The organism is Plantibacter sp. Leaf1 (assembly GCF_001421315.1).
Lineage (GTDB): Bacteria > Actinomycetota > Actinomycetes > Actinomycetales > Microbacteriaceae > Plantibacter.
In genome coordinates this window covers 1,280,744-1,305,814 of the sequence record NZ_LMJX01000002.1, presented here as the reverse complement: position 1 = coordinate 1,305,814, position 25,071 = coordinate 1,280,744, and the positions used below count along the sequence as shown (strand labels likewise).

The following is a 25,071-nucleotide window of genomic DNA, read 5'->3' as shown; positions in this document are numbered from 1 at the left end:
GAAGGCCGGTAGCCGCAGATGTCGTCGTCCGTTCCCAGTGAGCTGACCACCGTCGCCGAGGAGGTGGGTGCGCCGGCCGGTGCGCCCACCCCCGCGCGGCGGGTGATCGCCACCCTCCGCAAGAGCCCCCCGGTGCTGCTCAGCGTCACCTTCATCGTGCTCGTCGTGCTGCTCGCGATCCTCGCCCCGCTGATCACCGCGATCAGCGGCTGGGGTCCGTACACCTTCGACAAGTCGGCGGTGGACTCCGACCTCGGCGGCGTGCCGATCGGTGCGCTCGGCGGGATCTCCGGCGAGCACTGGTTCGGGGTCGAACCCGGGAACGGACGCGACATCTTCGCGCGCATCGCCTTCGGTGCGCAGGTGTCGCTGTCGATCGCCGTCTCGGCAACGATCGTCACGACCGTGCTCGGCGTGGTGCTCGGCATGCTCGCCGGCTTCTACGGCGGGTGGGTCGACCAGGTCGTCTCCCGCGTCATGGACTTCCTCATGGCGTTCCCGTCGCTCATCTTCATGATCGCGCTCCTGTCGGCACTGCCGGCGGGCAACCGGCCGGTCCTCCTCGTCGTGGTGCTGAGCATCTTCGGTTGGCCGTACACCGCCCGCGTCGTGCGCGGTCAGGCGATGTCCCTGCGGACGAGCGAGTTCGTCGAGTCGGCGCGCGCCTCGGGCGCCGGGGGCATCCGCATCGTGTTCCGCGAGATCCTGCCGAACCTCCGCGGCACCATCATCGTCCTGGCCACGCTCGCCGTGCCGGGCTTCATCGGCACGGAGGCCGGCCTGTCGTTCCTCGGCGTCGGCGTCACGCCGCCCACGCCGAGCTGGGGCCAGATGATCGCCAGCGCGGTCGGCTGGTACGCGGTCGACCCGATGTACTTCCTCATCCCCGGCACGTTCCTGTTCCTCACCGTGCTGTCGTTCACCGTGCTCGGCGACCACCTGCGCAAGGCCCTCGACTCGGGAGACGCCGCCTCATGACCCTCTACCTGCTGCGTCGCATCGCCTCGGCGATCGGCATCCTCCTCCTCATCAGCCTCTTCACCTACATGATCTTCTTCCTGCTCTCGCCGGACCCGGCGGTTCAGATCTGCGGCAAGACCTGCACGCCCGACCGGATCGACCAGATCCGTGCGCAGCTCGGGCTGGACCAGCCGTTCTGGCAGCAGTACCTCGAGTTCCTCCGCGGGCTCGTCATGGGCCGGAGCTACGGCGAAGGGGCCTCCGCGGTCTCCTGCGCGGCACCCTGCCTCGGCTTCAGCTTCCAGACCAACGAGTCGGTCATGGACATGATCGTCGCACGCTTCCCCGTCACCGTGACCGTCGCCGTCGGCGCCGCGGTGCTGTGGCTGCTCGTCGGCGTCAGCGGCGGCCTGCTCAGCGCGGTCAAGCAGGGCACCGGCTGGGACCGCGGGGCGATGATGGTAGCCCTCGCCGGCATCAGCCTGCCGAACTACTTCCTCGCGCTCCTGCTGCAGTACGTCCTCGTGGTGCAACTGCAGATCCTGCCGTTCCCGCAGGCCGTCCCCTTCGCCGAGGACCCCGTGCGCTGGTTCCAGAACTACCTGATGCCGTGGATCGTGCTCGCCCTCGGCTACGCGTCGATGTACGCGAGGCTCGTCCGCGCCAACGTCATCGACACACTCGGTGAGAACTTCATGCGGACCGCCCGCGCGAAGGGCCTGCCGGCGCCGCTCATCCTGCGCCGCCACGCCCTGCGACCGGCGCTCACCCCCGTCGTCACCCTGTTCGGCATGGACTTCGCCGGACTCCTCGGCGGTGCGCTCATCACGGAGACGGTCTTCGGCCTGAACGGCGTCGGCAAGTTGGCCGCCGACTCGATCGCCAAGAACGACCAGCCCGTGATCATGGGCGTCACCCTGCTGGCGGCGTTCTTCGTCGTCATCGGCAACGTGGTGGTCGACGTCGTGTACACGGTCCTCGACCCGAGAGTGAGAGTGAAGAGCGCATGAGCCCCACCGTCACCAGGACCATCTCCCTGCCCGTCCCCGGGGCGTCGCTCCTCGAGGTCGACGACCTCACGGTCACCTTCCCCACCACGGCCGGCGACGTCGACGTGGTGCGGAAGGCGTCGTTCTCCGTCCAACACGGGCAGACGCTCGGCATCGTGGGCGAATCCGGCTCCGGCAAGTCGATGACGTCGCTCGCCATCATGGGCCTGCTCCCGAGCGGTGGCCGGACGACCGGCAGCGTCCGGCTGAGCGGTCACGAACTCGTCGGGCGGAGCGACCGCGAGATGCGTCGCGTGCGCGGCGACCGGATCGCGATGGTCTTCCAGGACCCGCTCTCCTCGCTCAACCCGTACTACACGGTCGGGCTGCAGATCGAGGAGGCGTACCGCGCCCACCGCGGGGGATCGCGGAAGGCCGCCAGAGCCGTCACGATCGACGCGCTCGAACGGGTGCGCATCGCCGACGCCGCCAGACGCGTCGACCACTACCCGCACCAGTTCTCCGGCGGCATGCGGCAACGCATCATGATCGCGATGGCGCTGTGCCTGGAGCCCGACCTCCTCATCGCCGACGAGCCGACGACCGCGCTCGACGTCACGGTCCAGGCCCAGATCCTCGAGCTGCTGTCCGAGCTGCAACGGGAGACCGGTGCCGGGATGATCTTCATCACCCACGACCTGGCCGTGGTCAGCCAGGTCGCCGACGACGTGCTCGTCATGCGTGGCGGCGACCCCGTGGAGACGGGCAGCGCGGAGGAGATCTTCTCCCACCCCAGGGAGCCGTACACCCGCGCCCTCCTCGACGCCCTCCCGCGGATCGACGACGCGTTCACCGAACGGCCCGCGAGGACCACCACCACCGGAGAGGCACGAGCATGAACGACACCGGGGTGCTCCTCCGCGCCGAGGGGCTCACGAAGGACTTCACGACGAAGGGCGACGGCGCGATCCGCGCACGGACGACCCGGTTCCGTGCCGTGGACGACGTCGGGTTCTCGGTGCGCTCCGGCGAGACGCTCGGCATCGTCGGCGAATCGGGCAGCGGCAAGTCCACGACCGCCCGCATGATCGCCAAACTCATCGAGCCGACCGCCGGCACCATCACCTTCGACGGTGAGGACGTCACCACGGCCAAGGGGTCGGCGCTCGCCGCGTTCCGCACCAAGGTGCAGGTCGTCTTCCAGGACCCGTTCTCCTCGCTGAACCCGCGGCACACGGTCGAACGGATCGTCTCGGCGCCACTCGACTACCAGGGCATTACCCCGAAGCAGGGGAAACGCGCCCTCGTGCGGGACCTCCTCGACCGGGTCGGCCTCAACCCCGACCACCTCCAGCGCTACCCCCGGCAGTTCTCCGGCGGGCAGGCCCAGCGCATCGGGATCGCCCGGGCGCTCGCCGTCTCCCCGAAGCTCGTCATCTGCGACGAGGCGGTCTCGGCGCTCGACGTGTCGGTGCAGGCGCGCATCATCGACCTGCTCCGCGACCTGCAGGCCGAACGCGGACTCAGCTACCTGTTCATCGCCCACGACCTCGCCGTGGTGCGGCAGATCGCCCACGACGTCGCCGTGATGCACCGGGGCCGGGTGGTCGAGCAGGGGAGTCGCGAAGCGATCTTCGACGACCCGCAGGACGAGTACACGAAGACCCTGCTCGCAGCCGTGCCCACGATCGACCCGAGCTGGGAGGCCGCCCGTGCCACCATGCTCGAACAGGAGCGGACGTCCACAGGCGCCGCCGGAAGGACCGACGCATGACCCACCGCACCACCACGTACCTGCTTCCGGGGATCGCGGTCACCGACCACACCGTGGACGTCCCGCTCGACTGGCGACACCCGGACGACGGGCGCACCATCTCGCTGTTCGCGCGCGAGCTCGTCGACCCCGTCCGGCGCAGCGAGGAGCTGCCCGTCCTGGTGTTCCTCCAGGGCGGTCCAGGCGGCAAGGGCCCGCGGCCGGTGTCGCGCGACGGCTGGATCGCGGAGGCGCTCCGCTCCCATCGCGTCCTCCTGCTCGACCAGCGCGGTACCGGCCGGAGCACCAGGATCGACGGTCGGGCCATCGCGGCGATCGGCGGCGCGACCGAGCAGGCCGCGTACCTCGAGCGCTTCCGGGCGGACTCGATCGTCGACGACGCCGAGTACCTGCGTCGCACCGTCTTCGGCGGCCGTCGGTGGTCGACACTCGGGCAGAGCTACGGCGGATTCCTGACCCTCACCTATCTGTCCCGTGCTCCCGAGGCCTTGGCGGCCTGCTACGTCACCGGCGGTCTCGCGAGCGTCCAGCCCTCCGCCGCCGAGGTGTATCGACGCACCTACCCGCGCACGGAGCGGAAGAACCTGGCGTTCGCCGAGCGCTACCCGCAGGACGTCGACACCGTCTCCCGGATCGCCGACCGACTCGCCGAGGAGGAGGTGCTCCTGCCCGACGGGGACCGGCTGACGGTCCGCCGCTTCCAGAACCTCGGGATCGACTTCGGCATGAAGCCGGGGTACGAGCGACTGCACTGGTTGCTCGACGAGGCGTTCGACGCCGGTGACCGTCTGAGCGACACCTTCCTCGCCCAGGTGTGGGGGAGGACCTCGTACGTCGACAACCCCCTGTTCATCGCCCTGCAGGAGAGCATCTACGGCTCGGCGGGCTTCGGTGCCACCGGATGGGCCGCGCAGGCCGAACGCGATGCCCGCCCCGCCTTCGCCGAGACGGCCAGACCGCTCCGCTTCACGGGCGAGATGGTCTACCCGTGGATGTTCGAGGAGATCCGTGCGCTCCGGCCGTTCCGGGACGCCGTCGAGCTCCTGGCCACCAAGTCCGACTGGGATCCGCTGTACGACCCCGACACCCTGCGTGCGAGCACGGTGCCCGTCGCCGCGGCCGTGTACTACGACGACATGTACGTCGACGCCCAGCTCCAGTTGGAGACGGTCGAAGCCGTGGGAGGCGCCACAGCCTGGGTGACGAACGAGTACGAGCACGACGGGATCCAGGACGCCGCCGTGGTGCGGCGCCTGTTCGCGATGGTGGACGAACGCGGCGGACGTCGCGATGACGAGGAGCACGCATGATCGACCCCGACGACACGACCGCGCAGGTGGCGGGTATCGCCCCGGCGACCGCTGAGGCGCCGGCCGCCTCGATGCCGAAGCCGGCGACCCCGGACCCGCGGCTGCCCCGACTGACCGAGGTGCCCGCGTTCCGCGAGTTCCTCAGCACCGGGTGGGGCACGCCCGACCGCACGCCCCCGGTGGAGCCGGGGATCGCCGCGGCGGCGGCAGCGCATCGGGAGCGGTTGAGCGCCGCCTTCCCCGGTCGGACCCTCGTGATCGCGTCCGGCAGGGCCCCCGTCCGCGCCAACGACTCGAACTACGACTTCCGGCCGAACAGCGACTTCTTCTGGGCAACGGGGTGCTCCGCGGAGGACGCCGTCGTGGTCCTGCGACCGAGCGGTTCCGGGCACGATGCGACGCTCTACATCCCCGCTCCGGCGCACCCGGGCGAGACGGGCTTCTTCGCCGACGCCAACCACGGTGAGCTGTGGGTCGGGTCCGCCCCGGGGCCGTCCGACTGGTCGGCCGTCCTCGACCTGCGGGTCGAGCTGCTGTCGGCCCTCCCGGACGCCCTCCGCGGTGCCGAGCGGCCGCTCCTCGCGGGGAGTCTGACGTCGCGGCACGAGGCGCTCACTCCGCTGACCCTCTCGCCGGAACTCGGTCGCGTCCTGTCCGAGCTCCGGATGATCAAGGACGAGTGGGAGATCGCCGAGCTGCGCCGGGCCGTGGACGCGACGGTCGGCGGGTTCTCCGCGGTGATCCGTGAGCTGCCCACCGCGGTGGCGGGCGGCGGGGAACGGTGGCTGCAGGGCACCTTCGACCGCCACGCCCGGACGACCGGGAACGGACCCGGCTACTCCACGATCGTCGGCAGTGGCGCCCATGCACCGACCCTGCACTGGGTGCGCTGCGACGGCCCCGTCCGGGAGGAGGACGCGATCCTGCTCGACATGGGCGTGGAGACGCGGGCCTTCTACACGGCCGACGTGACCCGGACCTTCCCGGTGTCCGGGACGTTCAGCCCGGAACAGCGCAGTGTGCACGACCTCGTCGAGGCGTCCCATCGAGCCGGCATGGCGGCGGTGCGGCCAGGGCGTGACTTCACCGACTTCCACCACGCGGCGATGGAGGTCATCGCGCAGGGGCTCCACGACTGGGGGCTGCTCCCGGTGTCCGTCGACGAGGCGCTGAGCGCGACCGGCCAGCAGCATCGCCGGTACCTCGTGTGCGGCATCGGACACCACCTCGGGCTCGACGTGCACGACTGCGCGATGTCCTCCTACGAGGCCTATCAGGGTGGGTCGATGGCTCCGGGCATGGTGCTCACGGTCGAACCGGGCCTGTACTTCCACGCCTTCGACGAGACGCTGCCGCCGGAGCTCCGCGGTATCGGGGTCCGGCTGGAGGACGACCTCCTCGTGACGGCGACCGGTGCCGAGGTGCTGTCGGACGCCCTGCCCATCGACGCGTCGGGCATCGAAGCGTGGATGCGCGCCCACTAATCTGAGGCGACGACGGTGGGAGACGAAGGATGGGAGTCGCGATGAGCATGACGGCGATCCGGCCGGCCGAGCAGCGGTTGAGCCTGCGAGCACAGGTGGAGCGCGCGGTGTCGGCGGCGATCATCTCGGGGGAGCTCGCACCGGGGACGATGCTCTCGGTGCCGACCCTCGCGGTGCAGTTCAACGTCTCGGCGACGCCCGTCCGCGAGGCCATGCTCGACCTCGAGAAGCGCGACTTCGTCGAGGCCGTGCGGAACAAGGGCTTCCGGGTCACGGTCGTCAGCGAGGCGGCCCTCCGCAACACCGCCGAGATCCGGCAGCTGCTGGAGCCGCCGGCGATGGAGCGGCTCGCCGGGACGTTCGAGCCGTCGTCCCTGCCCGAGCTGCGTCGTCAGGCCGACGACATCGTGGCCGGTGCACGCGACGGCGACCTGACCCGGTACCTGGAGGCCGACCAGGCCTTCCACCTCGCGCTCACGGCCATGCTCGGCAACCCGCTGCTGGTCGAACTCGTCGAGGACCTCCGCGGGCGCACCCGACTGGTGGGGCTGTCGGCCATGCTCGATTCCCAGCAGCTCGACCGCTCCGCGGCCGAGCACCACGAACTCCTCGACACCCTCGAACGCGGCGACGGCGCGGCAGCCCGCGACCTCATGCACCGGCACATCGGCCACACCACGGGCTGGTGGGCGGGCAAGCCGGAGTCCGACGCCGAGTAGGGCGACGACCCTCTCGCCGTCCGGACGGGTCCGGCTGCATCGCACGCTTGCCACGCCGGTGAATGTGTGACACATTACTGATCAGGCCTTCCCGCATCGATCGAAAGGACCGCCCATGACCCGCATCGTCGTCGTCGGCGCCGGCATCGTCGGTGCGGCCTGCGCGCGGATCCTCGCCCGGCGCGGCGGCGAGGTGGTCGTGCTGGACCGCTCGGCCGCTGCCGGTGGGACGAGCGGTGCCGGCGAGGGGAACCTCCTCGTCTCCGACAAGGGACCGGGGCCGGAACTCGACCTCGCCCGGTACGCGTCGCGACTCTGGCCCGTCGTCACCGCCGAGCTCACGGACGAACTGGGACCGACCTTCCCGAGCGTCGAGTTCGAGCGCAAGGGCGGGATCGTCGTCGCCACCACCGAAGCCGGCGCGCAACCACTGCTCGACTTCGCCGCCGCGCAGCGCACCGCGGGGGTCGACGCCAGGCCGCTCACCGAGGCGGAGCTCCTCGCTGCCGAACCGTCGATCACCCGGGCGTCGACCGCTGCCGTCCACTACCCGGAGGACGCCCAGGTCCAGCCGGTCATCGCCACCGAGGCGCTGCTGGCGTCAGCGCGGCTGGCAGGCGCGGTCGTCCGGACCGGTGTCGCGGTCACGGGTGGTCTCCGGAGCGCGACCGGTCGGCTCACGGGCGTCCGGACCTCCGCCGGCGACGTGTCTGCCGACGTGGTCCTCGTCTGTGCCGGCCCCTGGTCGGCGGAGCTCGGCGCGGTCCTCGGCGCGCCCGTCCCGGTCCGCCCCCGCCGCGGCATGGTCCTCGTCACGACCCGTATGCCGCACCGCGTCCACCACAAGGTCTACGACGGCGACTACTTCGGCGCCACCCAGTCGAGCGACGCGTCGCTCCAGACCTCGAGCGTCGTCGAGTCGACGGCCGCTGGGACCGTCCTGATCGGGTCGAGCCGCCAGCAGATCGGCTTCGACGCCCGGCTCGACGTCGATGTGCTCCGTGAGGTCGCCGCCAAGTCGTTGCGCCTCTTCCCGTTCCTCCGCGACGCCTCGGTGATGCGCAGCTACGGCGGGTTCCGTCCGTACATGCCCGACCACCTCCCGGTCATCGGCCCGGACCACCGGGTGGACGGCCTCTGGCACGCCACCGGCCACGAGGGCGCCGGCATCGGACTCGCCCTCGCGACGGCGGAACTCATCGCCGCGCGGCTGCTCGGTGGAGCCGCCGCCCTCGACGACACTCCCTTCCAACTCGACCGCCAGGGGCTCGTCGCCCACCTCGGCGTCGACCGAGCGGCGGAGGTCGCCTGATGGTCTCGAGACGACTGCCGGCCACGAGCGACCGCATCGTGCCGGGTACGGAGGACGCGGTGCGCATCGAGCTCGACGGCACCCCCGTCGATGGGCTCCGCGGCCAGACGATCGCCGGCGTCCTGCTCGGTTCCGGCGTCCTCGCCTGGCGTCGTACGAGCGGTTCCGGGAAGCCTCGTGGCGTCTTCTGCGGCATCGGCGTGTGCTTCGACTGCATCGTCACGGTGAACGGTCAGCGGGACGTGCGCGCGTGCCAGCGTCGGGCGAGCGACGGCGACCGCATCGAGACCCAGCACGACGCCCTGCCCCGACCGGTGTCCGAACCTGCACCCGAGCCCGAGCCGCTCGAGGGTCGATCGTGAGCGCCCGGCAGCGCGACGTCGTCGTGGTCGGCGCCGGCCCGGCCGGGCTGCAGGCCGCCCTCGCCGCCCGGGCGCTCGGCGCGTCGGTGACGCTGCTCGACGCCTCCGACGAACTCGGCGGTCAGTACTGGCGGCACCTGCCGGCGAGTCGTCCGTCCGCCGCCGAGGCGTCCCTGCACCACGGCTTCGAGCGCTTCCTCGCCATGCGCGCCGCGCTCGACGCCGACGCCGGCTGCACGGTCGTGACCGAGGCCCAGGTGTGGGCGATCGACGTCGACCGCGACGCCCCCGCCGACGACGCCACGATGACCGGGCTGCGCCTGCACGTCCTCGTCGGCCCGCCGGACGGCGCGGACCGCACACCGCTCACCATCCGGCCCGACGCGCTCGTCCTCGCGACCGGGGCACACGACCGCACCCTGCCGTTCCCGGGCTGGGACCTCCCCGGCGTGTTCTCGGCCGGCGCCGCCCAGGCCCTCGCGAAGGGCGAGCGCGTGGCCGTCGGTCAGCGGGTCGTCGTCGCCGGGGCCGGACCGTTCCTCCTGCCGGTCGCCGCGTCCCTCACCGCGACCGGATCGCGCGTCCTCGGCGTCTACGAGGCCACGACCGTCGGCGGGCTCGCGGCCGGCTGGCTCCCGAAGCCGTGGCAGCTGCTCGGCGTCACCGGGAAGGTCGGGGAGCTCATCGGCTACGTTAGTGGCCACCTCAGGCACCGGATCCCGTACCGCGTCGGTCACGCCGTCGTCGCCGCGCACGGCACCGAGCGGGTCGAACGGGTCACCATCGCGGCCGTCGACGCCGACTGGTCGCCGATCCCCGGCACCGATCGCACCGTGGAGGCCGACGCCGTCTGCGTGAGCCACGGCTTCACCCCACGACTCGAACTCGCGATCGCCGCCGGATGCGCGCTCACCCCGACCCGGTTCGTCGAGGTCGACGCCGAGCAGCGGACGAGTGTCCCGACCGTCTTCGCCGCCGGGGAGATCACCGGCATCGGCGGGGTCGACGCAGCGCTCGCGGAAGGTGCGATCGCGGGACACGCGGCTGCCGGCGGTCTGCCGGGAGCCTCCGGCATCCGCTCCGCCGTGGGCCGTCGCGACACCTTCCTGGCCTTCACCGAACGCCTCGAACGGGCGCACGGCATCCGCGAGGGGTGGAGTGACTGGCTCGAGGACGACACCACCATCTGCCGCTGCGAGGAGGTCGACCACGGCGCCCTCCGCGGCACGGCGACCGCCACCTGCGCGACCGGCCTGCGCTCGTTGAAACTCAGCACCCGCGCGGGCCTCGGGATCTGCCAGGGCCGGATGTGCGGCCGCACGGTCGAGGAGCTGCTGCACCGCGTCGCCCGGGAGTCCGGCGGCGACGGGCTCATCGACGGCGTCTCGAGCGACCGCCGGCCCATCGCCTCCCCGATCCGCATCGGCGAACTCGCCGCGCAAGGGCCGGAACCCACCTCGCATGAACCGACGTCGACCCCGTCGACCGAACGCCTCGGCTGACCGACCGGTCGCCGCGTCACACCCTCGGAAAGGAACCACCCATGGCCCAGCAGTTCGACCTCGGCGGCGTCATCGTCGCGACCACCCTCGCGTTCAAGGAGGACGCGTCAGCTCCCGCCGGCCTGGCCGTCGACTACGACCGCTTCGCCGAGCACTGCAACTGGCTCATCGAGAACGGCTGCCGCGGCGTCGGCCCGAACGGTTCCCTCGGCGAGTACTCCTCGCTCACGGACGCGGAGCGTCGCAAGGTGATCCAGGTCGCCGTCGACACCGTCGGTGACCGCGGACTCGTCGTCGCCGGCGTGCACGGGGTGGGCTGGCACCAGGCGCAGCAGTGGGCCGAATACGCCAAGGAGGACGGCGCCGACGGTGTCCTGCTCCTGCCGCCCACCATCTACCGGGCCAACGACGACGAGGTCATCGAGCACTACAGCCGCGTGAACGAGGTCGGCCTGCCGATCATGGCCTACAACAACCCCATCGACACCAAGGTCGACCTCACGCCCGACCTCCTCGTCGAGCTCGCGAAGCTCGAGCACGTCGTCGCGGTGAAGGAGTTCTCGGCGGACATCCGTCGGGTCCTGGAGATCCAGGACAAGACCGACCTCGACGTCATCGCCGGAGCCGACGACCTCCTCTTCGAATCCCTCGTCGCCGGTGCCGTCGGCTGGTTCGCCGGGTACCCGAACGCGTTCCCGCGCGAAGCGGTCGAGCTGTACACGCTCGTCACCTCCGGCCGGGTGGACGAGGCTCGCACCCTGTACCGGGAGCTGGTGCCCGTCTTCGGCTGGGACTCGAAGACCGAGTTCGTGCAGGCCATCAAGCTGTCCATCGACATCGCCGGTGAGAGCTACGGTGGACCGACGCGGCCGCCGCGCGGCCCGCTCAGCGCGCTGCAGACGGAGCAGGTGACGACGCAGACGCGCCGCGCGCTCGACTACCTCGCCGCCCGCTAACCGAGCGCCGAACGCCGAACACCCGGACACCCGAGCACCGAGGAGCACCCGATGAAGTCCACCCGCATGATCAGTGCGGTCGACTCGCACACCGAGGGCATGCCGACCCGCGTCGTCACCGGCGGGGTCGGCGTGATCCCCGGTGCGACGATGAACGACAAGCGGCTGCACTTCATGGAGCACCTGGACGACCTCCGGCTGTTCCTCATGAACGAGCCGCGCGGTCATGCGGCGATGAGCGGCGCGATCCTGCAGCCCTCGACGCGCGCCGACTGCGACTGGGGCGTCGTGTACATCGAGGTGTCCGGGTGCCTGCCGATGTGCGGGCACGGCACGATCGGGGTCGCCACGGTCCTCGTCGAGACCGGCATGGTGGAGGTGGTCGAGCCGGTGACGACGATCCGGCTCGACACCCCCGCCGGCCTCGTCATCGCCCGGGTCGACGTGAGCGACGGACACGCCGACCGGGTCACCATCGAGAACGTGCCGAGCTACGTCGAACGCCTGGACGCCGTCATCGAGGTGCCGGGGCTCGGCACCGTGCCCTACAGCCTCGCCTTCGGGGGCAACTTCTACGCCATGGTCGACCTCGACGCCGTCGGTCTGCCGTTCGACCGCGACCGGCAGCAGGACATCCTCGACGCCGGCCTGCGGATCATGGCCGCGATCAACGAGCAGGCACCGCCAGTGCACCCGGAGATCGAGGGGCTCGACCACTGCCACCACGTCGAGTTCATCGCGCCGGGCTCCGACGCCGTGCTGTCCCGGCACGCGATGGCGATCTTCCCCGGGTGGTTCGACCGCTCCCCGTGCGGAACCGGCACCTCGGCACGCATGGCCGAACTCTGGGCTCGCGGCGAGTTGCCGCTCCACCAGGACTTCGTCAACGAGTCCTTCATCGGCAGCCGCTTCACCGGCCGCCTCATCGCCGAGACGACGGTCGCGGGCCGACCGGCGGTGATCCCCACGATCTCGGGTCGGGCCTGGGTCACGGGCATCGGCTCGTACCTGCTCGACCCCGCCGATCCGTTCCCGACCGGCTTCCAGTTCTGACCCGCTCCACGATCCCGGAGGATCACATGTCGACCACCTCTTCCCCCGCCACCGAGACGACCCCCGAGCAGCTCGAGACCGTGCTGGCCGGCGCTGCGACCGCCGCACCGGCGTGGGCCGCGACGCCGCCGGCCACCCGAGCCCGGGCGCTCGTCGCGGTCGCGGACGCCTTGCTCGCGCACGCCGACGACCTCGTCCCCGTCGGGATGCGGGAGACGGGTCTCGCCGAGGCGCGCCTGCGCGGAGAACTCCTGCGCACGGCTGTGCAGCTGCGCCTCTTCGCCGACACCGTCGTCGACGGTTCGTACCTCGACGTCCGGATCGACGAGGCCGACCCCGACTTCGCCCTCGGCGCGCGTCCCGAGCTGCGGCGCGTGCTCGTCCCGCTCGGTCCGGTGCTGAACTTCGCCGCGAGCAACTTCCCGTTCGCCTTCTCAGTGGCCGGCGGCGACACCGCGGCGATCCTCGCGGCCGGCTGTCCGGTCGTCCTCAAGGTCCACGACGGGCACCCCGGGCTCTCGCTCGCGACCGCCGCCGTCGTCGAGGACGCCCTGCGGGCGAGCGGCGCACCGGACGGCGTCTTCCAGACCATCGTCGGCCAGGACGCCGGCGTGACCGCCTTGCGAGACGAGCGGGTGCGCGCGGGCTCCTTCACCGGGTCCCTCCGCGCCGGGCGCATCCTCGCCGACATCGCCGCCGCACGGCCGGTCCCGATCCCGTTCTTCGGCGAGCTCGGCAGCGTCAACCCGGTCTTCGTCACCGGGCAGGCGGTGGAGGAGTCGGGCGAGGCGATCGCGACGGGGTTCGTCGGGAGCGTCGCGGGCTCGGCTGGACAGCTCTGCACGAAGCCCGGGTTCGTCTACCTGCCGGAGGCCGCGGGCCTCGACGACACGATCCGGACCACGGCCGAGGCCGTGCCGGAGCACCGTCTCCTGAACGACCGCATCACCGCCGGATACGCCGAGCGCCGCGACACGATCCTCGGCACCCCCGGCGTCCGCGTCATCGCGGAGGGCTCGCTCCGGATCGATGCCGACGGTGACGGCTGGGCAACCCCGACGATCGTCGCCGTGTCCGTCGACGCCCTGCGGACCGGCCGTGACCGCCTGCTCGACGAGGCGTTCGGGCCGCTGTCGATCCTCGTCGAGGTCCCGGCCGACACCCCGCTCGCGCCGCTCGTGGCGGAGTTCTGCGAGGGCAACCTCACGGCGACCCTGCACGCCGGCGCGGAGGAGACAAGTGACGACCTCGTCGAGCTCGTCGGACAGTTGTCGACTCACGCCGGTCGGGTGCTCTTCGGTGGATGGCCGACCGGTGTGGCCGTCACGCCGGCCATGCAACACGGCGGACCGTGGCCGGCCACGACGAACGACTCCAGCACCTCGGTCGGGACGGCGGCGATCACCCGTTTCCTGCGGCCGGTCGCCTTCCAGAACATGCCGGACCGCTTCCTGCCGGCGGTGTTGCGCAGCGACGCCATCGGGATCCCCGCGGCGGTGGCGCCCGCCGGCGCATCGAAGCAGTGGGGCGAGGCCGCGACGGCGTAGCCCCGGTGGCGTGGTCGGTCGGGTCGTCGGCGTGCTGACGGCCCGATCGCCGGGCCGTGCCGTGGGGCTAGACGGCCCCCTCGACCGTGGCGCCGACCTCGTCGTCCTCCACATCACCGGGGAGCGGCGGGTCGTACGCCCAGGTGGGGGCCAGCGCCTTGATGCGGGCACCGCGCCACTGCCAGGTGGCCCAGAGCGGGTACCAGTAGAGCGGGGCGATGGCGCCGGTGATGACGAGGCGGTCGCGGTACAGCGTCTTCGTCGGGTCGTGCTTGTCGCGCGAGACGGCCATCTGGTGGTCCCAGCCGGCGAGCTTGCTCAGGGGCCCGGTGATCGGGTCGCCCTGATCGTGGAGGATGCGGGTGCCGTCGCGGCGTTCGAGGAACTCGAGGTCGATGATCTGGTCGCCGAGCGGGACGGCGCCGGCGGCCTTGACCCGGACGCGGTGCGCTCCCGGTTCCCAGACGGTCGGGAAGCCCGCGGCGTCCAGCGCCTCGAGCCCCATCATCGGGCTGTACAGCTCCCGGAGGACGGCCGGGGAGCGGAGCGCCCGCCAGGCGACGTCGACATCACAGTCCAGGACGAGTTTCAGCATCACGCGCATGCCCTCAGTGTCGCACGCGCGGCCCGGCGGCGGCAGGGGAGGCGCGGGTAGGGAAGACTGTGCCTATGGCGATCCGATACTGGCTGGGCGTGATCCAGCGGGATCACGTCGTCCTCGGGGTCCGGCACGGCTTCCTGCAGATCAACCACGGGCAGCGCGGTGGTCTCGAGCAGATGCGCGAGTCCGACGGGATCGTGTACTACTCGCCGCGCGTCAGCACGCCGGACGGTCAGCCGTTGAAGGCGTTCACGGCGATCGGGCGGATCGCCGACGACACCGTGTATCAGGCAGCGGTGCCGCGACCCGACGGTGCGGACTGGCGTCCGTGGCGTCGGAGCGTCGACTGGTACCCGGACGCCGTCGAGACGCCCATCCGGCCGATGCTCGCGCTCCTCGACTTCACGAGCTTCACCCGTGACTGGGGTGTCCAGCTCCGGCGTGGCCTCATCGAGCTCAGCCGCCACGACTTCGAACTCATCCGCACCGAGATGCGCCCGCCCCACCCCGACGACCGTCGCTTCCCCACCGCCTCCCGCTGACTGGACGCCTTCCAAAAGAGGTGTCGTTTTACGCAAGTACGTGCTGTAGAGCGCTTCTTATGTGTGCGTGAGTAAAGAGCCTGCCTTTTCGGGCGTTCCAAGATTTAACGTATGAGTCGACGTCGTCGACCGTCCTCATGTTCTCGGATGCTGCCCAAGCGACACTGGATAGCACCTCTAGAGGGTAGGCGCCTTCGAAACCCCGGATCTCCTGCATTACGTGCTTCACAATGTGAGGGACGACGGAGGGATCTAATGGATCGATCCACCGCTGGAGCGCGATACGTCCACGATCGTTTACTTCAATTGGGTTTAGATCGAGAGAGCGATCGGTACCGTCGCCGAAGCCTTCGATAAACCATCCCTCGAGATCGCGAACGATTTTCCGAACGGTTTCGCTGTACGGGCCGTAGTGTCCCTTGGAAAAGTCAAGCTTCAATCCAGGTTCATATCGCGCGGCGAAGTACATCAATTTCTGAATCTCGAGGTGCGAGGCGCCCGCATAATCTTCCCAAGGCTCCAGGGCTCGGCGTTGCTCTGAGTACGCGGACATTAACGCTAGAACAAGGGCTCGAGTGCGGGTCAGGCGCACTGGTTCGGGAGTGAGCTGATGTGCAGCTGAGGATGGCTCGTAGACCACGACCCGCGTCTCCACATCTACCAAGCGTGCGTAGATTCTTTCTCGAACAGTGGGCCAACTTAGGCCCCCGTTTCCTGCGCCGAGGGGTGGAATCGCAATCGACTTTATATCGAGTTCCTCAATCACTCGCACTAGGTCGTCCAGGCCGGAATCGATATCGCTCAGGCGAGAGTTTGCTTTCCAGTGACCCTTTGTTGGAAAGTTGATAAGCCAAGAGGGCCCGGAGAGTTCCGGGGATCGAGTCACAAACATCTTGCCCAGTTGAACTTGCCCAAGGTCGCACGCTCTTTTGTATTCCAAATAATTGCTCTTGTATCGCCTCTTGAACTGTAAGGCTAATCCTTTTCCCATAATTCCCACGGTATTCACCGTGTTTACTATTGCCTCTGTGTCGGCGCGCAGTATGTCACCAGTAGTGAATGTGATCACGAGTGCTTCCTCTCAAAAGAATGGTGCCATAGAAGCGCGAAAATCGCGGTTCTGCTGTGTTCCAAGTATGGTCTTGGCCTCTGACACTCGTGGCTGAGTCTGGGCGATCACGACGGTGACAAGCTCCAGCGGTACGCGGTCGTAGACGAGTACCTCCGCTGCACGTCTGCTCTTCCTGTCCGGGTCATCTGGCGTGTTATTCCACATTTGTTGACAAAGCAATCCGAAGTCGACGAAGTCACCCAAAGTGCCTAGGTCCGTGCTGAATTGCGTCAGTGCGGCAGCGGCGTTCGCGTCTGAAGCGCACCAGGACAGACCAGACTCAACGAGGTCACCGATCCGCATTCCGAGGAAGATGAGTCCATCTCCGTTATCCGAGGAATTCTTCTGAACCACGTAGAGCATCGGTGACTTTGTTGCGAAGTACCAGGGCACATGTGAACTGACCGTCCGGCCTTCCGGGTAGCCCGGGGCTGTGACGAGGCGGGTACGGCGGCGTTCCTTCACATCTGCGTTCGCCACGCTCAGGTGCTGAGTCTTCGACTCGTCCGAAAGCACAGAGCCTTCGCTCGCGATTGAGGCCAGGTTCTCCACGCGAGTGAAGTGCCAGACGTACCAGTCCTCTGGATTTGATCTGGTGGGGCCTTCATCGAGACCGAAGAACCCGCTCTGCGGGAAATGTTTCATCATCGCCCGCCACGATACAGGTCGGTCAGCACCAGCACGACGGGAAAGTTTAGGAGTGGCACGAGGGGCGGTGTGACTAGCCGAGTTTAGAGCGCGGTTTGAGTACGACCGGCTGGATACGATGAACGGGTGAGTACCGCAGCCGCCACACCGCCGCCCGTCCACCCGCCCTTCGCCCAGACCAAGTACCAGGTCCGGTTCGACTGGGGTGTCGCCGGGGCCGGCCGGGTCGAGACGGCGGACGTCGCGGTGATCGTCGACGTGCTCCATGCCACGACCTCCCTCGAGCAGCGGGTGAGTGCCGGCGAGACGGTCGCGGCCTCCGAGCTGGACGAGCGCGGCGAGACGGCGCAGATCGCCACGCTCCTCGCCGACACCGGTGCGACGGTCGTCGCGGCCTGCCTCCGCAACCGCTCGGCGGTCGCGGACTGGATCATCGCGAAGCAGGCCGAACTCGGCCGACGTACGAGCATCGTCGTCATCGCGGTCGGCGAACTCGACGACACGGCCGAGACGCGGTTCGCCGTCGAGGACCTCTTCGGTGCCGGCGCCGTGATCGAGGCGCTCGGGCTCCGCGGCATCGACTTCACCTCGCCGGAAGCCGCTGCCGCCGCGGCCGCCTTCGAGGGCCTGCGCAACGGCGTCGGCCACCTCCTGTCGGCCTCGGCGACCGCCCAGCAGCTCGCGCAGTCCGGCCACCCGCAACACGTGCAGGCCGCGCGCGAGGTCGACGTGTCAAGCGTCGTCCCGGTCCTGGACGGAGCCGTGTTCCGGGCGTAGTCTCTGGCCATGCGCGCACTCCTCGGAACCACCGTCCTCGCCGAAGCCCCCGAATCGGAGCTCATCAAGATCGAGGGCAACTGGTACTTCCCGCCGTCGAGCCTCAACCGTGAGCGCTTCGTCGAGACCGACACCCAGTACCACTGCCCGTGGAAGGGCGACGCCCAGTACTGGGGCGTCACCGACGGCGGCGAGGTCAAGTCCGATGTGGCCTGGTCGTACCCGACCCCGTACCCGACGGCGTTCGACCGCGTCGGCAAGGACTTCTCCGGCTACGTCGCCTTCGGGAACGAGGTCTCGGTCGTCGACTGATGGCCGACTGGGGCGACCGCCCGCAGCCGCCTGAGCGCGGTGGTGAACGCGAGACGATCGAGGGGTTCCTCGATCTCCAGCGCGCCAGCATCGTCTGGAAGGCGCGTGGGCTCACCGACGAACTCGCGGCCCGGCGACTGCTGCCGAGCATCACGACGGTGTCGGGCGTCATCCGGCACCTCGCCGATGTCGAGCGCAGCTGGTTCCGCGAGGACATGGACGGGCAATCCGGCGTGCCTGCGCGGTGGACCGACGACGACCCCGACGGCGAGTGGCGGGTCACGGCCGAGGACCGCCTGGCCGAGATCATCGCGGACTACGAGGCGGCGTGCGCGGAGTCCCGCGAGGTGGCGTCCCGGTACGGACTCGACGACCGCTGTCGCGGCAACGACCAACGGTTCACGCTGCGGTGGATCGAACTCCACATGATCGAGGAGACCGCCAGGCACCTCGGCCACCTCGACGTCCTCCGCGAGCTGCTCGACGGCCGCACCGGCGAGTAGCCCGCCTAGGCCGCCGAGTTGCAGCTGGTCAGGCGTCGACGAGTGCCGCGCGGTCGCGTCCGCGGGTGACCCGGACGGCCACGGTGACGACGGCGACCACGACCGCGGCGATCGACGCAGCGACGCCCGCCTCGGTCGACAGGAGGTCACCGGTGAAGCGGCCGACGGCCACCCACGCGAGGCCCCAGCAGAGCGACAGCATCGGGGCGAGACGTCCGCGACCGACGACCGCGAGCACGACCCCGACCGCGCCGGCGACCGCGAGGACGACGATCGCCCAGACGCCGGCGGCGGGCCCGTCGGCGCTGCCGATCCCTGATCCGACGAGCGCCGCGGTGAGGTTGGCCGCCGTCGCGACGCACACCCAACCGAGGTAGAGGCCCATCGTGCCGTCGGTGATGATCGCGTCGGCCACGCCGCTCGGCCGGGTGCGGAGCACGATCACGAAGATGCGCGCCAGGACGACGAGGAGCGCGACGATCACGAACACGCTGAGGACCAGGAACCCCGCCTGGACGACGAGGATCCACGCCGCGTTCAGCAGCAGGCTCGCGACGACCCAGGAGCCGAGACGGCGGTGGCGCTCGCGGGTCGTCTGCGAGGGCAGGAACTGCCAGACCGCGTAGGCGACGAGCCCGAGGTAGATGATTCCCCAGATGGAGAACGCCGGCCCGTCGGGGGCGATCGGGGTCGACGAGGCGCTCAGGGCTCCGTTCGCGGCGTTCTGGATCTGCGTGCCACCGGCGGCGCCCGACCCGAGGTACGAGCCGATGATCGCGAGGACCGCGCTGACGGCCACGGCGCTCTGCCGGACGCGGTCTGCGGTGGTGGGTCGTTCGGTGCCGGTCATGACGCGTGCCTCCAGAATTGTGCAGCTAGCTGATCAATTCAGCGTACGCCACCAGGAGGCACCTCGTTGGGGCTTGCGGCGGCGGCTCAGAGGAGCTTGCGCAGCGTCCGCAGGTTGCGCGTGGTGACATGCGGCTTGAACCGGGCCTTCGACGACTCCTTCGCGAACGCGGTGTCGGTGCTCGAGCCCTTGGGGACCTCCCAGTAGAGGACGCCGTTGCCGGAGGAGACCCGGTCGGGCTGATCTCCGGCCGTCTCGGCGAACGCCAGCAGGGCGTCGAGCGAGGCCTGCTCCGAGGAGAACATGACGTACGGCTGGACGTGCTCGGACTCCGCCCAGGGATAGGCACCGACGACCTCCGCGAGCGCACGCTGATGGCTGAGGACGATCCAGGCCTCGTAGCCGAAGGCGTCGGCCAGGGCCTGCTCGATGCGGAGCTTGAGCGCGCCCCGCGTGTCGGTCGTCGCCGCGGCGGGCGCGAGCCCGGGATCGGTGAAGACCACGTTGCCGCTCGCGAGGACGGTGCGCACCTCCGTGCATCCGAGCGAGCGGAACACCTCGGCGAGCTCCACCGAGCGGATCGTGACACCGCCGACGTTCACCCCGCGCAGGAGCGCGATCCAGCGGTCGGCGAGGACCGGGTCGCCGGTCACGAGCCGACGGCCGGGTCGTTCGGGGTCGAACCGTCGAACGCGGCCGCACGACGGCGCATCGCCGGGGTGACCTCGCGGTGCACCCAGCTGAGGAGGAACCGCTCGTCGTACGAGCGCGAGCACTTGCCACAGGAGGTGGCACGGCTCGGGCGCCGGTGCCGGTACAGGACGTGTCCGGACGGACAGGTGCCCACCCAGGGCGCGAGCTCGTCCGCGGTCTGGCCCTCGTGGAGTCGTGAGCCTTCGTAGCCGAGTTCCTCGGCGACCTTGCGCCACTTGGGCCCGTGCCCGGCCCGCGCCCCGGCGAGCGCGTGGGCGACCTCGTGCAGGAGGATCTGGTGGATCTCGTCGTCGTCGTAGCGGGCGGCGAGGTACCGGGAGACGGTGATCCGCTTCGTCGTGAAGTTGCAGAGACCGGCTCGGCGCTTCGCGTTGTCGAATCCGAACGTCCACACCGCCGGGTCGAGGTGCAGCACGATGAGGGCCTGTGCCCACGCCGTGACCCGACTCAGTTCTGCCATGCCTGGATGGTACCCCCGGCGACCGACACCACCGGGCAGGAACCGGGCCTTCCCGCCGCGTGGCGAGATCAGGTCATCGCGGTGCGAGCGGCTCGAGGGGGAGCTCGACGATCCGGTCGTCGTCGGCGCCCGGTGAACCGCGGCCGTCCGTGTTGTTGGTGAGGATCCAGATCGTCCCGGGCGGGCCGGCGACGACGTCGCGGATCCTCCCGAACTCGCCGACGAGGTAGGGGACGGCGTCCACGACGCCGACGAGGGTCGTGCTCCCGGCCGGCACGTGCACGCCGTCGGTGATCCCGTACAGGCGCTCGCCGCGGAGGGACGCCATGAAGATCGTGTCGTCGACGATCGCCAGGCCGCTCGGGCTGGCGTCCTCGGTGGCCCACTGCGCGACCGGGTCGATCAGGCCGTCCGCTCCGGCGATCCCTTCGGCGATCGGCCAGCCGTAGTTACCGCCCGGTGTGATGCGGTTGAGCTCGTCCCAGGTGTTCTGTCCGAACTCGCTCGCCCAGAGTCCGCCGTCACGATCCCAGGCGAGGCCCTGCGGGTTGCGGTGGCCGAGGGAGTAGACGGTTGAGCCGGGGAAGGGGTTGTCAGCCGGTACCTGCCCTTCCGGGGTGAGCCGGAGGATCTTGCCACCGAGGCTGTCGCCGTCCTGCGCGAGGCTCCGGTCTCCGGCGTCACCGGCCGTGGCGTAGAGCATGCCGTCCGGGCCGAACGCGATGCGCCCGCCGTTGTGGTTGCCTGCACGCGGGATGCCCACGAGCACCTCGTCGACCGCGCCGAGGGCATACGAGCCGGCCTCGCCCGTGAGCGGCATCCGGACGATGCGGTTGTCGGAGGCCGTCGTGAGGTAGGCGTAGACCCACGTGCTGTCCTCGGTCGACGGCTCCGGGGTGAGCACGGCGAGGCCCAGCAGTCCACCCTCCCCGCCGGCGGCGACGCCCGGGACGACACCGAGCTGACGGACGTCTCCGCCGCTGACGAGTTCGAGGATGTCGCCGGCGTCGCGCTGACTCACGAGCGTGCTGCCGGAGGGGAGCCTCACCATCGACCAGGGCGCTTCCAGGCCGCCGACGACGGTGGTGGCGGCACCGGTCGGTGCGACGGGCCCGACGGGATCCGCGGGCGCCGACGCCGACTCGCTCGGCACGGGGGAAGGGGAGAGCGCCGCCGTGCCCGGCGAGCGGGGCTCGGCTTCCGTGCAGGCGACGAGTGCCAGCGCGGCGGCGAACAGGGTGGTGAGCGCGGCGGGCGCACGCAGGCCCCGTCGTGTCGGCGTCTGCGTGCTGGCCATGGTCAGCCCTTCGTCTGGAAGATGCCCTGGGCGGGGTTCGGGGAGGGGACGGCGGTCTCGTCTGTCACGACCTGCGCACCCGCGATGAAGGCACGCAGCTCAGCGCCCGCGACCGCCTTCGCCGGGTGGGGCCCGGCGGCGAGGAGTCGCGGCAGGAAGTCGAGTGGGAGGGCGGTGTTCGAGCCGACGAGGACGACGTTGCCGAACCGCCGTCCCTTGAGGATCTGCGTCTCCGCCAGTGCGGCCACGTGCGCCACCGACGCCGACAGGGTGGCGGCCTGCCCACGGGCGAAGGCGAGGCCACGACCGTCGGCGACGTTCACGACGATCACGCCGGTCGGCGAGAGCAGCTCGACCGCCGAGGCGTAGAACTCCGTGCTCGTCACGTGTGCCGGCGTGTTCGCGCCGCTGAAGATGTCCACGACCACGAGGTCGACCGTGCCGCGGAGGCCCGGGGGCAGCTTCGCGACGATCTCTCGAGCGTCGCCGTAGCGGACCCGGATCTGCGCCCGCTTCGACCAGGGCAGGTGCTCACGCACGAGGTCGATGAGTTCCCGCTCGAGTTCGACGACCTGCTGGCGCGATCCCGGCCGAGTAGCCTCCACGTAACGGGGGAGCGTGAGCGCGCCGGCGCCCAGGTGGACGGCCGTGATCGGCTGACCGGGCTCGACGATCTCGTCGATGATGTGGCCGATGCGCTGGACGTACTCGAAGAAGAGCTCCTCGGGCTGGTCGAGGTTGACGTGGGACTGCGGGGTGCCGTCGACCACCAGCTGGTAGGTGCCGGGCACGAAGCGGTCGGCCTCGATCCTGGCCAGGTAACCGCTGATGCCGAGTCGTACCTGTGCCTCGTCCATGCCCCCAGCCTAGACTTCCCGCGACAGCACGAGGCGGAGCGGGAAGGGTGCGGCCGTGGCCCAGGTGGACCTCAACAGCGATCTCGGGGAGGTCTGGCGCGGTGCGGCGACGGCCGACGACGACGCGATGTTCGCCCTGATCACGAGCGCGAACATCGCCTGCGGCTTCCACGCCGGCGACGACACGTCCATGCGCGACGCCGTCCGTCGCGCGACGGCCAACGCGGTGTCCCTCGGCGCCCATCCCTCCTACCGGGACGAGGCGGGCTTCGGCCGACGCGACCGGGACGTCCTGCCCGAGGTGATCGAGGCCGAGGTCCTGGAGCAGCTCCGGGCCCTCGTCCGGGCGGTCGACGAGGTCCGCGAGGTCGACGGCGACGGACCCCGGCTCGCGTTCGTGAAGCCGCACGGAGCCCTGTACAACCGCATCGCGGACGACCGGGTCCAGGCGGCGGCGGTCGTGCGGGCGGTGCTCGCGGCCTCCGAGGAGCTCGGGCGGTCGCTCCCCGTCCTCGGCATGCCCGGCTCCGTCATCGAGGGGGAGGTCCGAGCCGCCGGGCTCCGGTTCGTCGCGGAGGCCTTCGTCGACCGAGGCTACCGCTCGGACGGCTCGCTCGTCCCACGTGATCAGCCGGGAGCCCTGCTGACCGACGAGACGGAGGCCGCCCGCCGCGCCGTCACCCTCGTCCTCGACCGTCGGATCACCACGGTCGACGGCGTCGAACGGGAACTCGAAGCCGCCTCACTCTGCGTGCACGGTGACACCCCAGGAGCCGTGTCGATGGCGGCGGCGGTCAGGGCGGCCCTCGTGGCGGCCGGCGTCGAGCTGGTCGCACCGTGGTGACCGCGGACACCTCGGGCGGTCCCGTCCTCCGGGCGATGGGGGAGGAGGCGGTCCTCCTCGAACTCGGATCGCTCGACGATGTCCTCCTCGTCCACCGCGCGCTCGCCGCGTCCCGTCCGGACGGTCTCGTCGACCTCGTACCCGCCGCCCGGACCGTGCTCGCGGTGACGGACGCGCGGGGGCCGGCGCTCGCCGCGGTCGGCGCCTGGTTGCTCACGACGGCGGAACGGGTGCTGCGGCCGGACGGGGGAGTCGCGATCGGATCCGCCGCAGCGGCATCGGATCGGCCGGAGGTCGTCATCCCGGTCCGCTACGACGGCGCCGACCTCCTGGAGACCGCGGCCCTCCTGGGGATGGACGCCGACGGGCTCGTCGCGCGGCACACCGGTTGCGTCTGGACCGTGGCGTTCAGCGGGTTCGCGCCCGGTTTCGCCTACCTCGTCGGCGGAGCCGCGTGGCCGCTCGAGGTTCCGCGGCTGAGCGTGCCGCGCACGGCCGTCCCCGCCGGTGCGGTGGCGCTGGCCGGGGCGTTCAGCGGGGTCTACCCCCGGTCCTCGCCCGGTGGATGGCGCATCATCGGGCGCACCGACACCGTGCTGTGGGACACCGCGGCGGACCCACCGGCCCGGCTCGTCCCCGGGGACCGGGTGCGCTTCGTGCAGGTCACCGCATGATGGGCGGGACGCTGCTCGTGGAGACCGCCGGGCCGTCCGCCACACTCCAGGATCTGGGGCGCCCCGGTGCGGCCTCGCTCGGGGTCGGTGCGTCCGGCGCGCTCGATCGCGGAGCGCTGCGCCTCGCCAACCGCCTCGTGGGCAACCCGGAGGGCCGTGCGGCGCTGGAGATCGTGCTGGGCCCGTTCGCCGCCGTCCCGGACGTCGACCTGTGGGTCGCGGTGACCGGCGCCTGGGGCCCGATCACGGTCGACGGCCGCCCGGTCGACGGGCACCGCGCCGTCCTGGTGCCGGCCGGCTCCAGGGTCGAGCTCGGCGCGGCGACGCACGGCCTGCGCTCCCTCCTCGCCGTCCGGGGCGGCTTCGACGGCCCGCAGCTCCTCGGCTCGCGATCGACGGACACCCTGGCCGGCCTCGGCCCCGATCCGGTCGCCACCGGCGATCGACTCACCGTCCTGCCGACCCCGCGCCGTCGCATCCCGGTGCTCGACATCGCCCCCTGGACGCGGCCGGACGCCGGGGAGCGGCTCGTGCGGGTCACGCCGGGACCTCGGGTGGACTGGTTCGACGACGACTCCCTCCGGCGGTTCGTCGAGCAGCCCTGGACCGTGACGGCCGACGCCGACCGCATCGGGATGCGCCTCGACGGGACGCCCCTCGGACGGCGGGACCCGGGTCGCGAACTGCCGAGCGAGGGCATGGTCGCGGGCGCCGTGCAGGTGCCACCGAGCGGGTTGCCGACGATCCTCCTGGCCGACCACCCCGTCACCGGCGGATACCCCGTCATCGCGGTCGTGCGGCCGGCGGACCGCGACCTCCTGGCGCAGCTGCGGCCCGGCCAGCGGGTGCGGTTCAGCCGGACCTGAGGGCGACAGCGGGGTCGGCCCGGCGGTTATACCGGAAAGTCGAAAAC

General features: G+C 70.7%; 28 protein-coding genes. 20 read left to right on the top strand and 8 right to left on the bottom strand.

Translation table 11 applies throughout. The annotated features are described in order from the left end of the window. Nucleotides 1–18: 18 nt before the first annotated feature. The 13 genes from ASE44_RS08365 to ASE44_RS08305 all read left to right on the top strand — a co-directional run bounded on the left by ASE44_RS08365 (nt 19) and on the right by ASE44_RS08305 (nt 13,968). Nucleotides 19–978, top strand: a complete 960-nt coding sequence (locus tag ASE44_RS08365; RefSeq protein WP_082455902.1) for an ABC transporter permease — start codon at nt 19–21, stop codon at nt 976–978. After that, entirely contained in the window at nt 975–1,970 is a 996-nt protein-coding gene (locus tag ASE44_RS08360) for an ABC transporter permease (protein ID WP_056008304.1), read from the top strand. Before ASE44_RS08365 ends, ASE44_RS08360 begins: the two co-directional genes overlap by 4 nt. Continuing rightward, a complete protein-coding gene (locus ASE44_RS08355; protein WP_056008302.1) occupies nt 1,967–2,848 on the top strand; it encodes an ABC transporter ATP-binding protein in 882 nt (293 codons plus the stop codon). Before ASE44_RS08360 ends, ASE44_RS08355 begins: the two co-directional genes overlap by 4 nt. Next, nucleotides 2,845–3,723 carry an ABC transporter ATP-binding protein gene (locus tag ASE44_RS08350; protein ID WP_056778860.1) on the top strand — a complete coding sequence of 293 codons (879 nt, stop codon included), beginning with the start codon at nt 2,845–2,847 and terminating at the stop codon, nt 3,721–3,723. Before ASE44_RS08355 ends, ASE44_RS08350 begins: the two co-directional genes overlap by 4 nt. Next, a complete protein-coding gene (locus tag ASE44_RS08345; RefSeq protein ID WP_056778858.1) occupies nt 3,720–5,033 on the top strand; it encodes an alpha/beta fold hydrolase in 1,314 nt (437 codons plus the stop codon). The genes ASE44_RS08350 and ASE44_RS08345 overlap by 4 nt, the downstream gene beginning before the upstream one ends. Further along, nucleotides 5,030–6,517, top strand: a complete 1,488-nt coding sequence (locus tag ASE44_RS08340; protein WP_327078810.1) for an aminopeptidase P family protein — start codon at nt 5,030–5,032, stop codon at nt 6,515–6,517. The genes ASE44_RS08345 and ASE44_RS08340 overlap by 4 nt, the downstream gene beginning before the upstream one ends. A gap of 41 nt (nt 6,518–6,558) precedes the next feature. Further along, nucleotides 6,559–7,236, top strand: a complete 678-nt coding sequence (locus tag ASE44_RS08335; protein ID WP_056778855.1) for a GntR family transcriptional regulator — start codon at nt 6,559–6,561, stop codon at nt 7,234–7,236. Nucleotides 7,237–7,351: 115 nt separating this feature from the next. Further along, nucleotides 7,352–8,548, top strand: coding sequence for an FAD-binding oxidoreductase (locus ASE44_RS08330; protein ID WP_056778853.1), 1,197 nt, complete (start codon nt 7,352–7,354; stop codon nt 8,546–8,548). Further along, nucleotides 8,548–8,910, top strand: a complete 363-nt coding sequence (locus ASE44_RS08325; RefSeq protein WP_056008287.1) for a (2Fe-2S)-binding protein — start codon at nt 8,548–8,550, stop codon at nt 8,908–8,910. Before ASE44_RS08330 ends, ASE44_RS08325 begins: the two co-directional genes overlap by 1 nt. Then, nucleotides 8,907–10,412, top strand: coding sequence for an NAD(P)/FAD-dependent oxidoreductase (locus tag ASE44_RS08320; RefSeq protein WP_056778850.1), 1,506 nt, complete (start codon nt 8,907–8,909; stop codon nt 10,410–10,412). The genes ASE44_RS08325 and ASE44_RS08320 overlap by 4 nt, the downstream gene beginning before the upstream one ends. Before the next feature lie 41 nt (nt 10,413–10,453). After that, nucleotides 10,454–11,368, top strand: coding sequence for a dihydrodipicolinate synthase family protein (locus ASE44_RS08315; protein ID WP_056008281.1), 915 nt, complete (start codon nt 10,454–10,456; stop codon nt 11,366–11,368). Between the two features lie 51 nt (nt 11,369–11,419). Further along, the gene (locus tag ASE44_RS08310; RefSeq protein ID WP_056778847.1) at nt 11,420–12,421 is read left to right on the top strand and encodes a proline racemase family protein; all 1,002 of its coding nucleotides are present in this window, start codon (nt 11,420–11,422) and stop codon (nt 12,419–12,421) included. A gap of 26 nt (nt 12,422–12,447) precedes the next feature. Then, nucleotides 12,448–13,968, top strand: coding sequence for an aldehyde dehydrogenase (NADP(+)) (locus ASE44_RS08305; protein ID WP_056778845.1), 1,521 nt, complete (start codon nt 12,448–12,450; stop codon nt 13,966–13,968). Nucleotides 13,969–14,035: 67 nt separating this feature from the next. Here ASE44_RS08305 and ASE44_RS08300 read toward each other — a convergent pair whose 3' ends face one another. Further along, entirely contained in the window at nt 14,036–14,572 is a 537-nt protein-coding gene (locus tag ASE44_RS08300; RefSeq protein WP_056008274.1) for a hypothetical protein, read from the bottom strand. Nucleotides 14,573–14,637: 65 nt separating this feature from the next. Here ASE44_RS08300 and ASE44_RS08295 point away from each other — a divergent pair, with 65 nt between their 5' ends. Next, nucleotides 14,638–15,111, top strand: a complete 474-nt coding sequence (locus tag ASE44_RS08295; protein WP_056778842.1) for an EVE domain-containing protein — start codon at nt 14,638–14,640, stop codon at nt 15,109–15,111. 28 nt (nt 15,112–15,139) lie between these two features. On the opposite strand, the gene ASE44_RS18190 is transcribed toward ASE44_RS08295, so the two are convergent. Together ASE44_RS18190 and ASE44_RS18185 are read right to left on the bottom strand one after the other, a co-directional pair. Next, nucleotides 15,140–16,180 carry a macro domain-containing protein gene (locus ASE44_RS18190; RefSeq protein ID WP_082455901.1) on the bottom strand — a complete coding sequence of 347 codons (1,041 nt, stop codon included), beginning with the start codon at nt 16,178–16,180 and terminating at the stop codon, nt 15,140–15,142. A 12-nt stretch (nt 16,181–16,192) separates the two neighbouring features. After that, nucleotides 16,193–16,870 carry a DUF4433 domain-containing protein gene (locus ASE44_RS18185; RefSeq protein WP_082455900.1) on the bottom strand — a complete coding sequence of 226 codons (678 nt, stop codon included), beginning with the start codon at nt 16,868–16,870 and terminating at the stop codon, nt 16,193–16,195. Nucleotides 16,871–16,996: 126 nt separating this feature from the next. Here ASE44_RS18185 and ASE44_RS08290 point away from each other — a divergent pair, with 126 nt between their 5' ends. Genes ASE44_RS08290 through ASE44_RS08280 form a run of 3 tightly spaced genes read left to right on the top strand, consistent with a single transcriptional unit; the run spans nt 16,997 to nt 18,462 of the window. Continuing rightward, entirely contained in the window at nt 16,997–17,647 is a 651-nt protein-coding gene (locus tag ASE44_RS08290; protein WP_056778841.1) for a 2-phosphosulfolactate phosphatase, read from the top strand. A gap of 9 nt (nt 17,648–17,656) precedes the next feature. Further along, the gene (locus tag ASE44_RS08285) at nt 17,657–17,959 is read left to right on the top strand and encodes a DUF427 domain-containing protein (RefSeq protein WP_056778833.1); all 303 of its coding nucleotides are present in this window, start codon (nt 17,657–17,659) and stop codon (nt 17,957–17,959) included. After that, entirely contained in the window at nt 17,959–18,462 is a 504-nt protein-coding gene (locus ASE44_RS08280; protein ID WP_056778828.1) for a DinB family protein, read from the top strand. Before ASE44_RS08285 ends, ASE44_RS08280 begins: the two co-directional genes overlap by 1 nt. Before the next feature lie 28 nt (nt 18,463–18,490). Here the strand turns inward: ASE44_RS08280 and ASE44_RS08275 are convergent, their stop codons facing one another. The 5 genes from ASE44_RS08275 to ASE44_RS08255 form a co-directional block, all read right to left on the bottom strand. Then, nucleotides 18,491–19,312, bottom strand: a complete 822-nt coding sequence (locus ASE44_RS08275) for a TspO/MBR family protein (protein WP_056778825.1) — start codon at nt 19,310–19,312, stop codon at nt 18,491–18,493. An 86-nt stretch (nt 19,313–19,398) separates the two neighbouring features. Further along, nucleotides 19,399–19,965, bottom strand: coding sequence for a DUF1697 domain-containing protein (locus ASE44_RS08270; protein ID WP_056778817.1), 567 nt, complete (start codon nt 19,963–19,965; stop codon nt 19,399–19,401). Next, nucleotides 19,962–20,486 carry a SprT-like domain-containing protein gene (locus ASE44_RS08265; RefSeq protein WP_056008258.1) on the bottom strand — a complete coding sequence of 175 codons (525 nt, stop codon included), beginning with the start codon at nt 20,484–20,486 and terminating at the stop codon, nt 19,962–19,964. The genes ASE44_RS08270 and ASE44_RS08265 overlap by 4 nt, the downstream gene beginning before the upstream one ends. Before the next feature lie 73 nt (nt 20,487–20,559). Further along, nucleotides 20,560–21,783 carry a sorbosone dehydrogenase family protein gene (locus ASE44_RS08260; protein ID WP_056778815.1) on the bottom strand — a complete coding sequence of 408 codons (1,224 nt, stop codon included), beginning with the start codon at nt 21,781–21,783 and terminating at the stop codon, nt 20,560–20,562. 2 nt (nt 21,784–21,785) lie between these two features. Then, on the bottom strand, nt 21,786–22,640 hold the full coding sequence (locus tag ASE44_RS08255) for a spermidine synthase (protein ID WP_056778812.1): 855 nt from the start codon (nt 22,638–22,640) through the stop codon (nt 21,786–21,788). Nucleotides 22,641–22,695: 55 nt separating this feature from the next. On the opposite strand from ASE44_RS08255, the gene ASE44_RS08250 reads away from it, so the two are divergent. Genes ASE44_RS08250 through ASE44_RS18935 form a run of 3 tightly spaced genes read left to right on the top strand, consistent with a single transcriptional unit; the run spans nt 22,696 to nt 25,024 of the window. After that, entirely contained in the window at nt 22,696–23,484 is a 789-nt protein-coding gene (locus ASE44_RS08250) for a 5-oxoprolinase subunit PxpA (protein ID WP_056778809.1), read from the top strand. Next, complete coding sequence (locus tag ASE44_RS18940; RefSeq protein WP_235522568.1) at nt 23,478–24,158, top strand: allophanate hydrolase subunit 1; 681 nt, start codon at nt 23,478–23,480, stop codon at nt 24,156–24,158. The genes ASE44_RS08250 and ASE44_RS18940 overlap by 7 nt, the downstream gene beginning before the upstream one ends. Further along, a complete protein-coding gene (locus ASE44_RS18935) occupies nt 24,155–25,024 on the top strand; it encodes a biotin-dependent carboxyltransferase family protein (RefSeq protein ID WP_056778805.1) in 870 nt (289 codons plus the stop codon). Before ASE44_RS18940 ends, ASE44_RS18935 begins: the two co-directional genes overlap by 4 nt. Nucleotides 25,025–25,071 lie beyond the last annotated feature (47 nt).

Excerpts from the sequence above, each read along its gene's own strand:
- ASE44_RS08365 (WP_082455902.1), top strand. The coding sequence starts at position 19 with ATGTCGTCGTCCGTTCCCAGTGAGCTGACCACCGTCGCCGAGGAGGTG.
- ASE44_RS08360 (WP_056008304.1), top strand. The coding sequence starts at position 975 with ATGACCCTCTACCTGCTGCGTCGCATCGCCTCGGCGATCGGCATCCTC.
- ASE44_RS08355 (WP_056008302.1), top strand. The coding sequence starts at position 1,967 with ATGAGCCCCACCGTCACCAGGACCATCTCCCTGCCCGTCCCCGGGGCG.
- ASE44_RS08350 (WP_056778860.1), top strand. The coding sequence starts at position 2,845 with ATGAACGACACCGGGGTGCTCCTCCGCGCCGAGGGGCTCACGAAGGAC.
- ASE44_RS08345 (WP_056778858.1), top strand. The coding sequence starts at position 3,720 with ATGACCCACCGCACCACCACGTACCTGCTTCCGGGGATCGCGGTCACC.
- ASE44_RS08340 (WP_327078810.1), top strand. The coding sequence starts at position 5,030 with ATGATCGACCCCGACGACACGACCGCGCAGGTGGCGGGTATCGCCCCG.
- ASE44_RS08335 (WP_056778855.1), top strand. The coding sequence starts at position 6,559 with ATGAGCATGACGGCGATCCGGCCGGCCGAGCAGCGGTTGAGCCTGCGA.
- ASE44_RS08330 (WP_056778853.1), top strand. The coding sequence starts at position 7,352 with ATGACCCGCATCGTCGTCGTCGGCGCCGGCATCGTCGGTGCGGCCTGC.
- ASE44_RS08325 (WP_056008287.1), top strand. The coding sequence starts at position 8,548 with ATGGTCTCGAGACGACTGCCGGCCACGAGCGACCGCATCGTGCCGGGT.
- ASE44_RS08315 (WP_056008281.1), top strand. The coding sequence starts at position 10,454 with ATGGCCCAGCAGTTCGACCTCGGCGGCGTCATCGTCGCGACCACCCTC.
- ASE44_RS08310 (WP_056778847.1), top strand. The coding sequence starts at position 11,420 with ATGAAGTCCACCCGCATGATCAGTGCGGTCGACTCGCACACCGAGGGC.
- ASE44_RS08305 (WP_056778845.1), top strand. The coding sequence starts at position 12,448 with ATGTCGACCACCTCTTCCCCCGCCACCGAGACGACCCCCGAGCAGCTC.
- ASE44_RS08300 (WP_056008274.1), bottom strand. The coding sequence starts at position 14,572 with ATGCGCGTGATGCTGAAACTCGTCCTGGACTGTGATGTCGACGTCGCC.
- ASE44_RS08295 (WP_056778842.1), top strand. The coding sequence starts at position 14,638 with ATGGCGATCCGATACTGGCTGGGCGTGATCCAGCGGGATCACGTCGTC.
- ASE44_RS18185 (WP_082455900.1), bottom strand. The coding sequence starts at position 16,870 with ATGATGAAACATTTCCCGCAGAGCGGGTTCTTCGGTCTCGATGAAGGC.
- ASE44_RS08285 (WP_056778833.1), top strand. The coding sequence starts at position 17,657 with ATGCGCGCACTCCTCGGAACCACCGTCCTCGCCGAAGCCCCCGAATCG.
- ASE44_RS08280 (WP_056778828.1), top strand. The coding sequence starts at position 17,959 with ATGGCCGACTGGGGCGACCGCCCGCAGCCGCCTGAGCGCGGTGGTGAA.
- ASE44_RS08275 (WP_056778825.1), bottom strand. The coding sequence starts at position 19,312 with ATGACCGGCACCGAACGACCCACCACCGCAGACCGCGTCCGGCAGAGC.
- ASE44_RS08265 (WP_056008258.1), bottom strand. The coding sequence starts at position 20,486 with ATGGCAGAACTGAGTCGGGTCACGGCGTGGGCACAGGCCCTCATCGTG.
- ASE44_RS08260 (WP_056778815.1), bottom strand. The coding sequence starts at position 21,783 with ATGGCCAGCACGCAGACGCCGACACGACGGGGCCTGCGTGCGCCCGCC.
- ASE44_RS08255 (WP_056778812.1), bottom strand. The coding sequence starts at position 22,640 with ATGGACGAGGCACAGGTACGACTCGGCATCAGCGGTTACCTGGCCAGG.
- ASE44_RS18935 (WP_056778805.1), top strand. The coding sequence starts at position 24,155 with ATGATGGGCGGGACGCTGCTCGTGGAGACCGCCGGGCCGTCCGCCACA.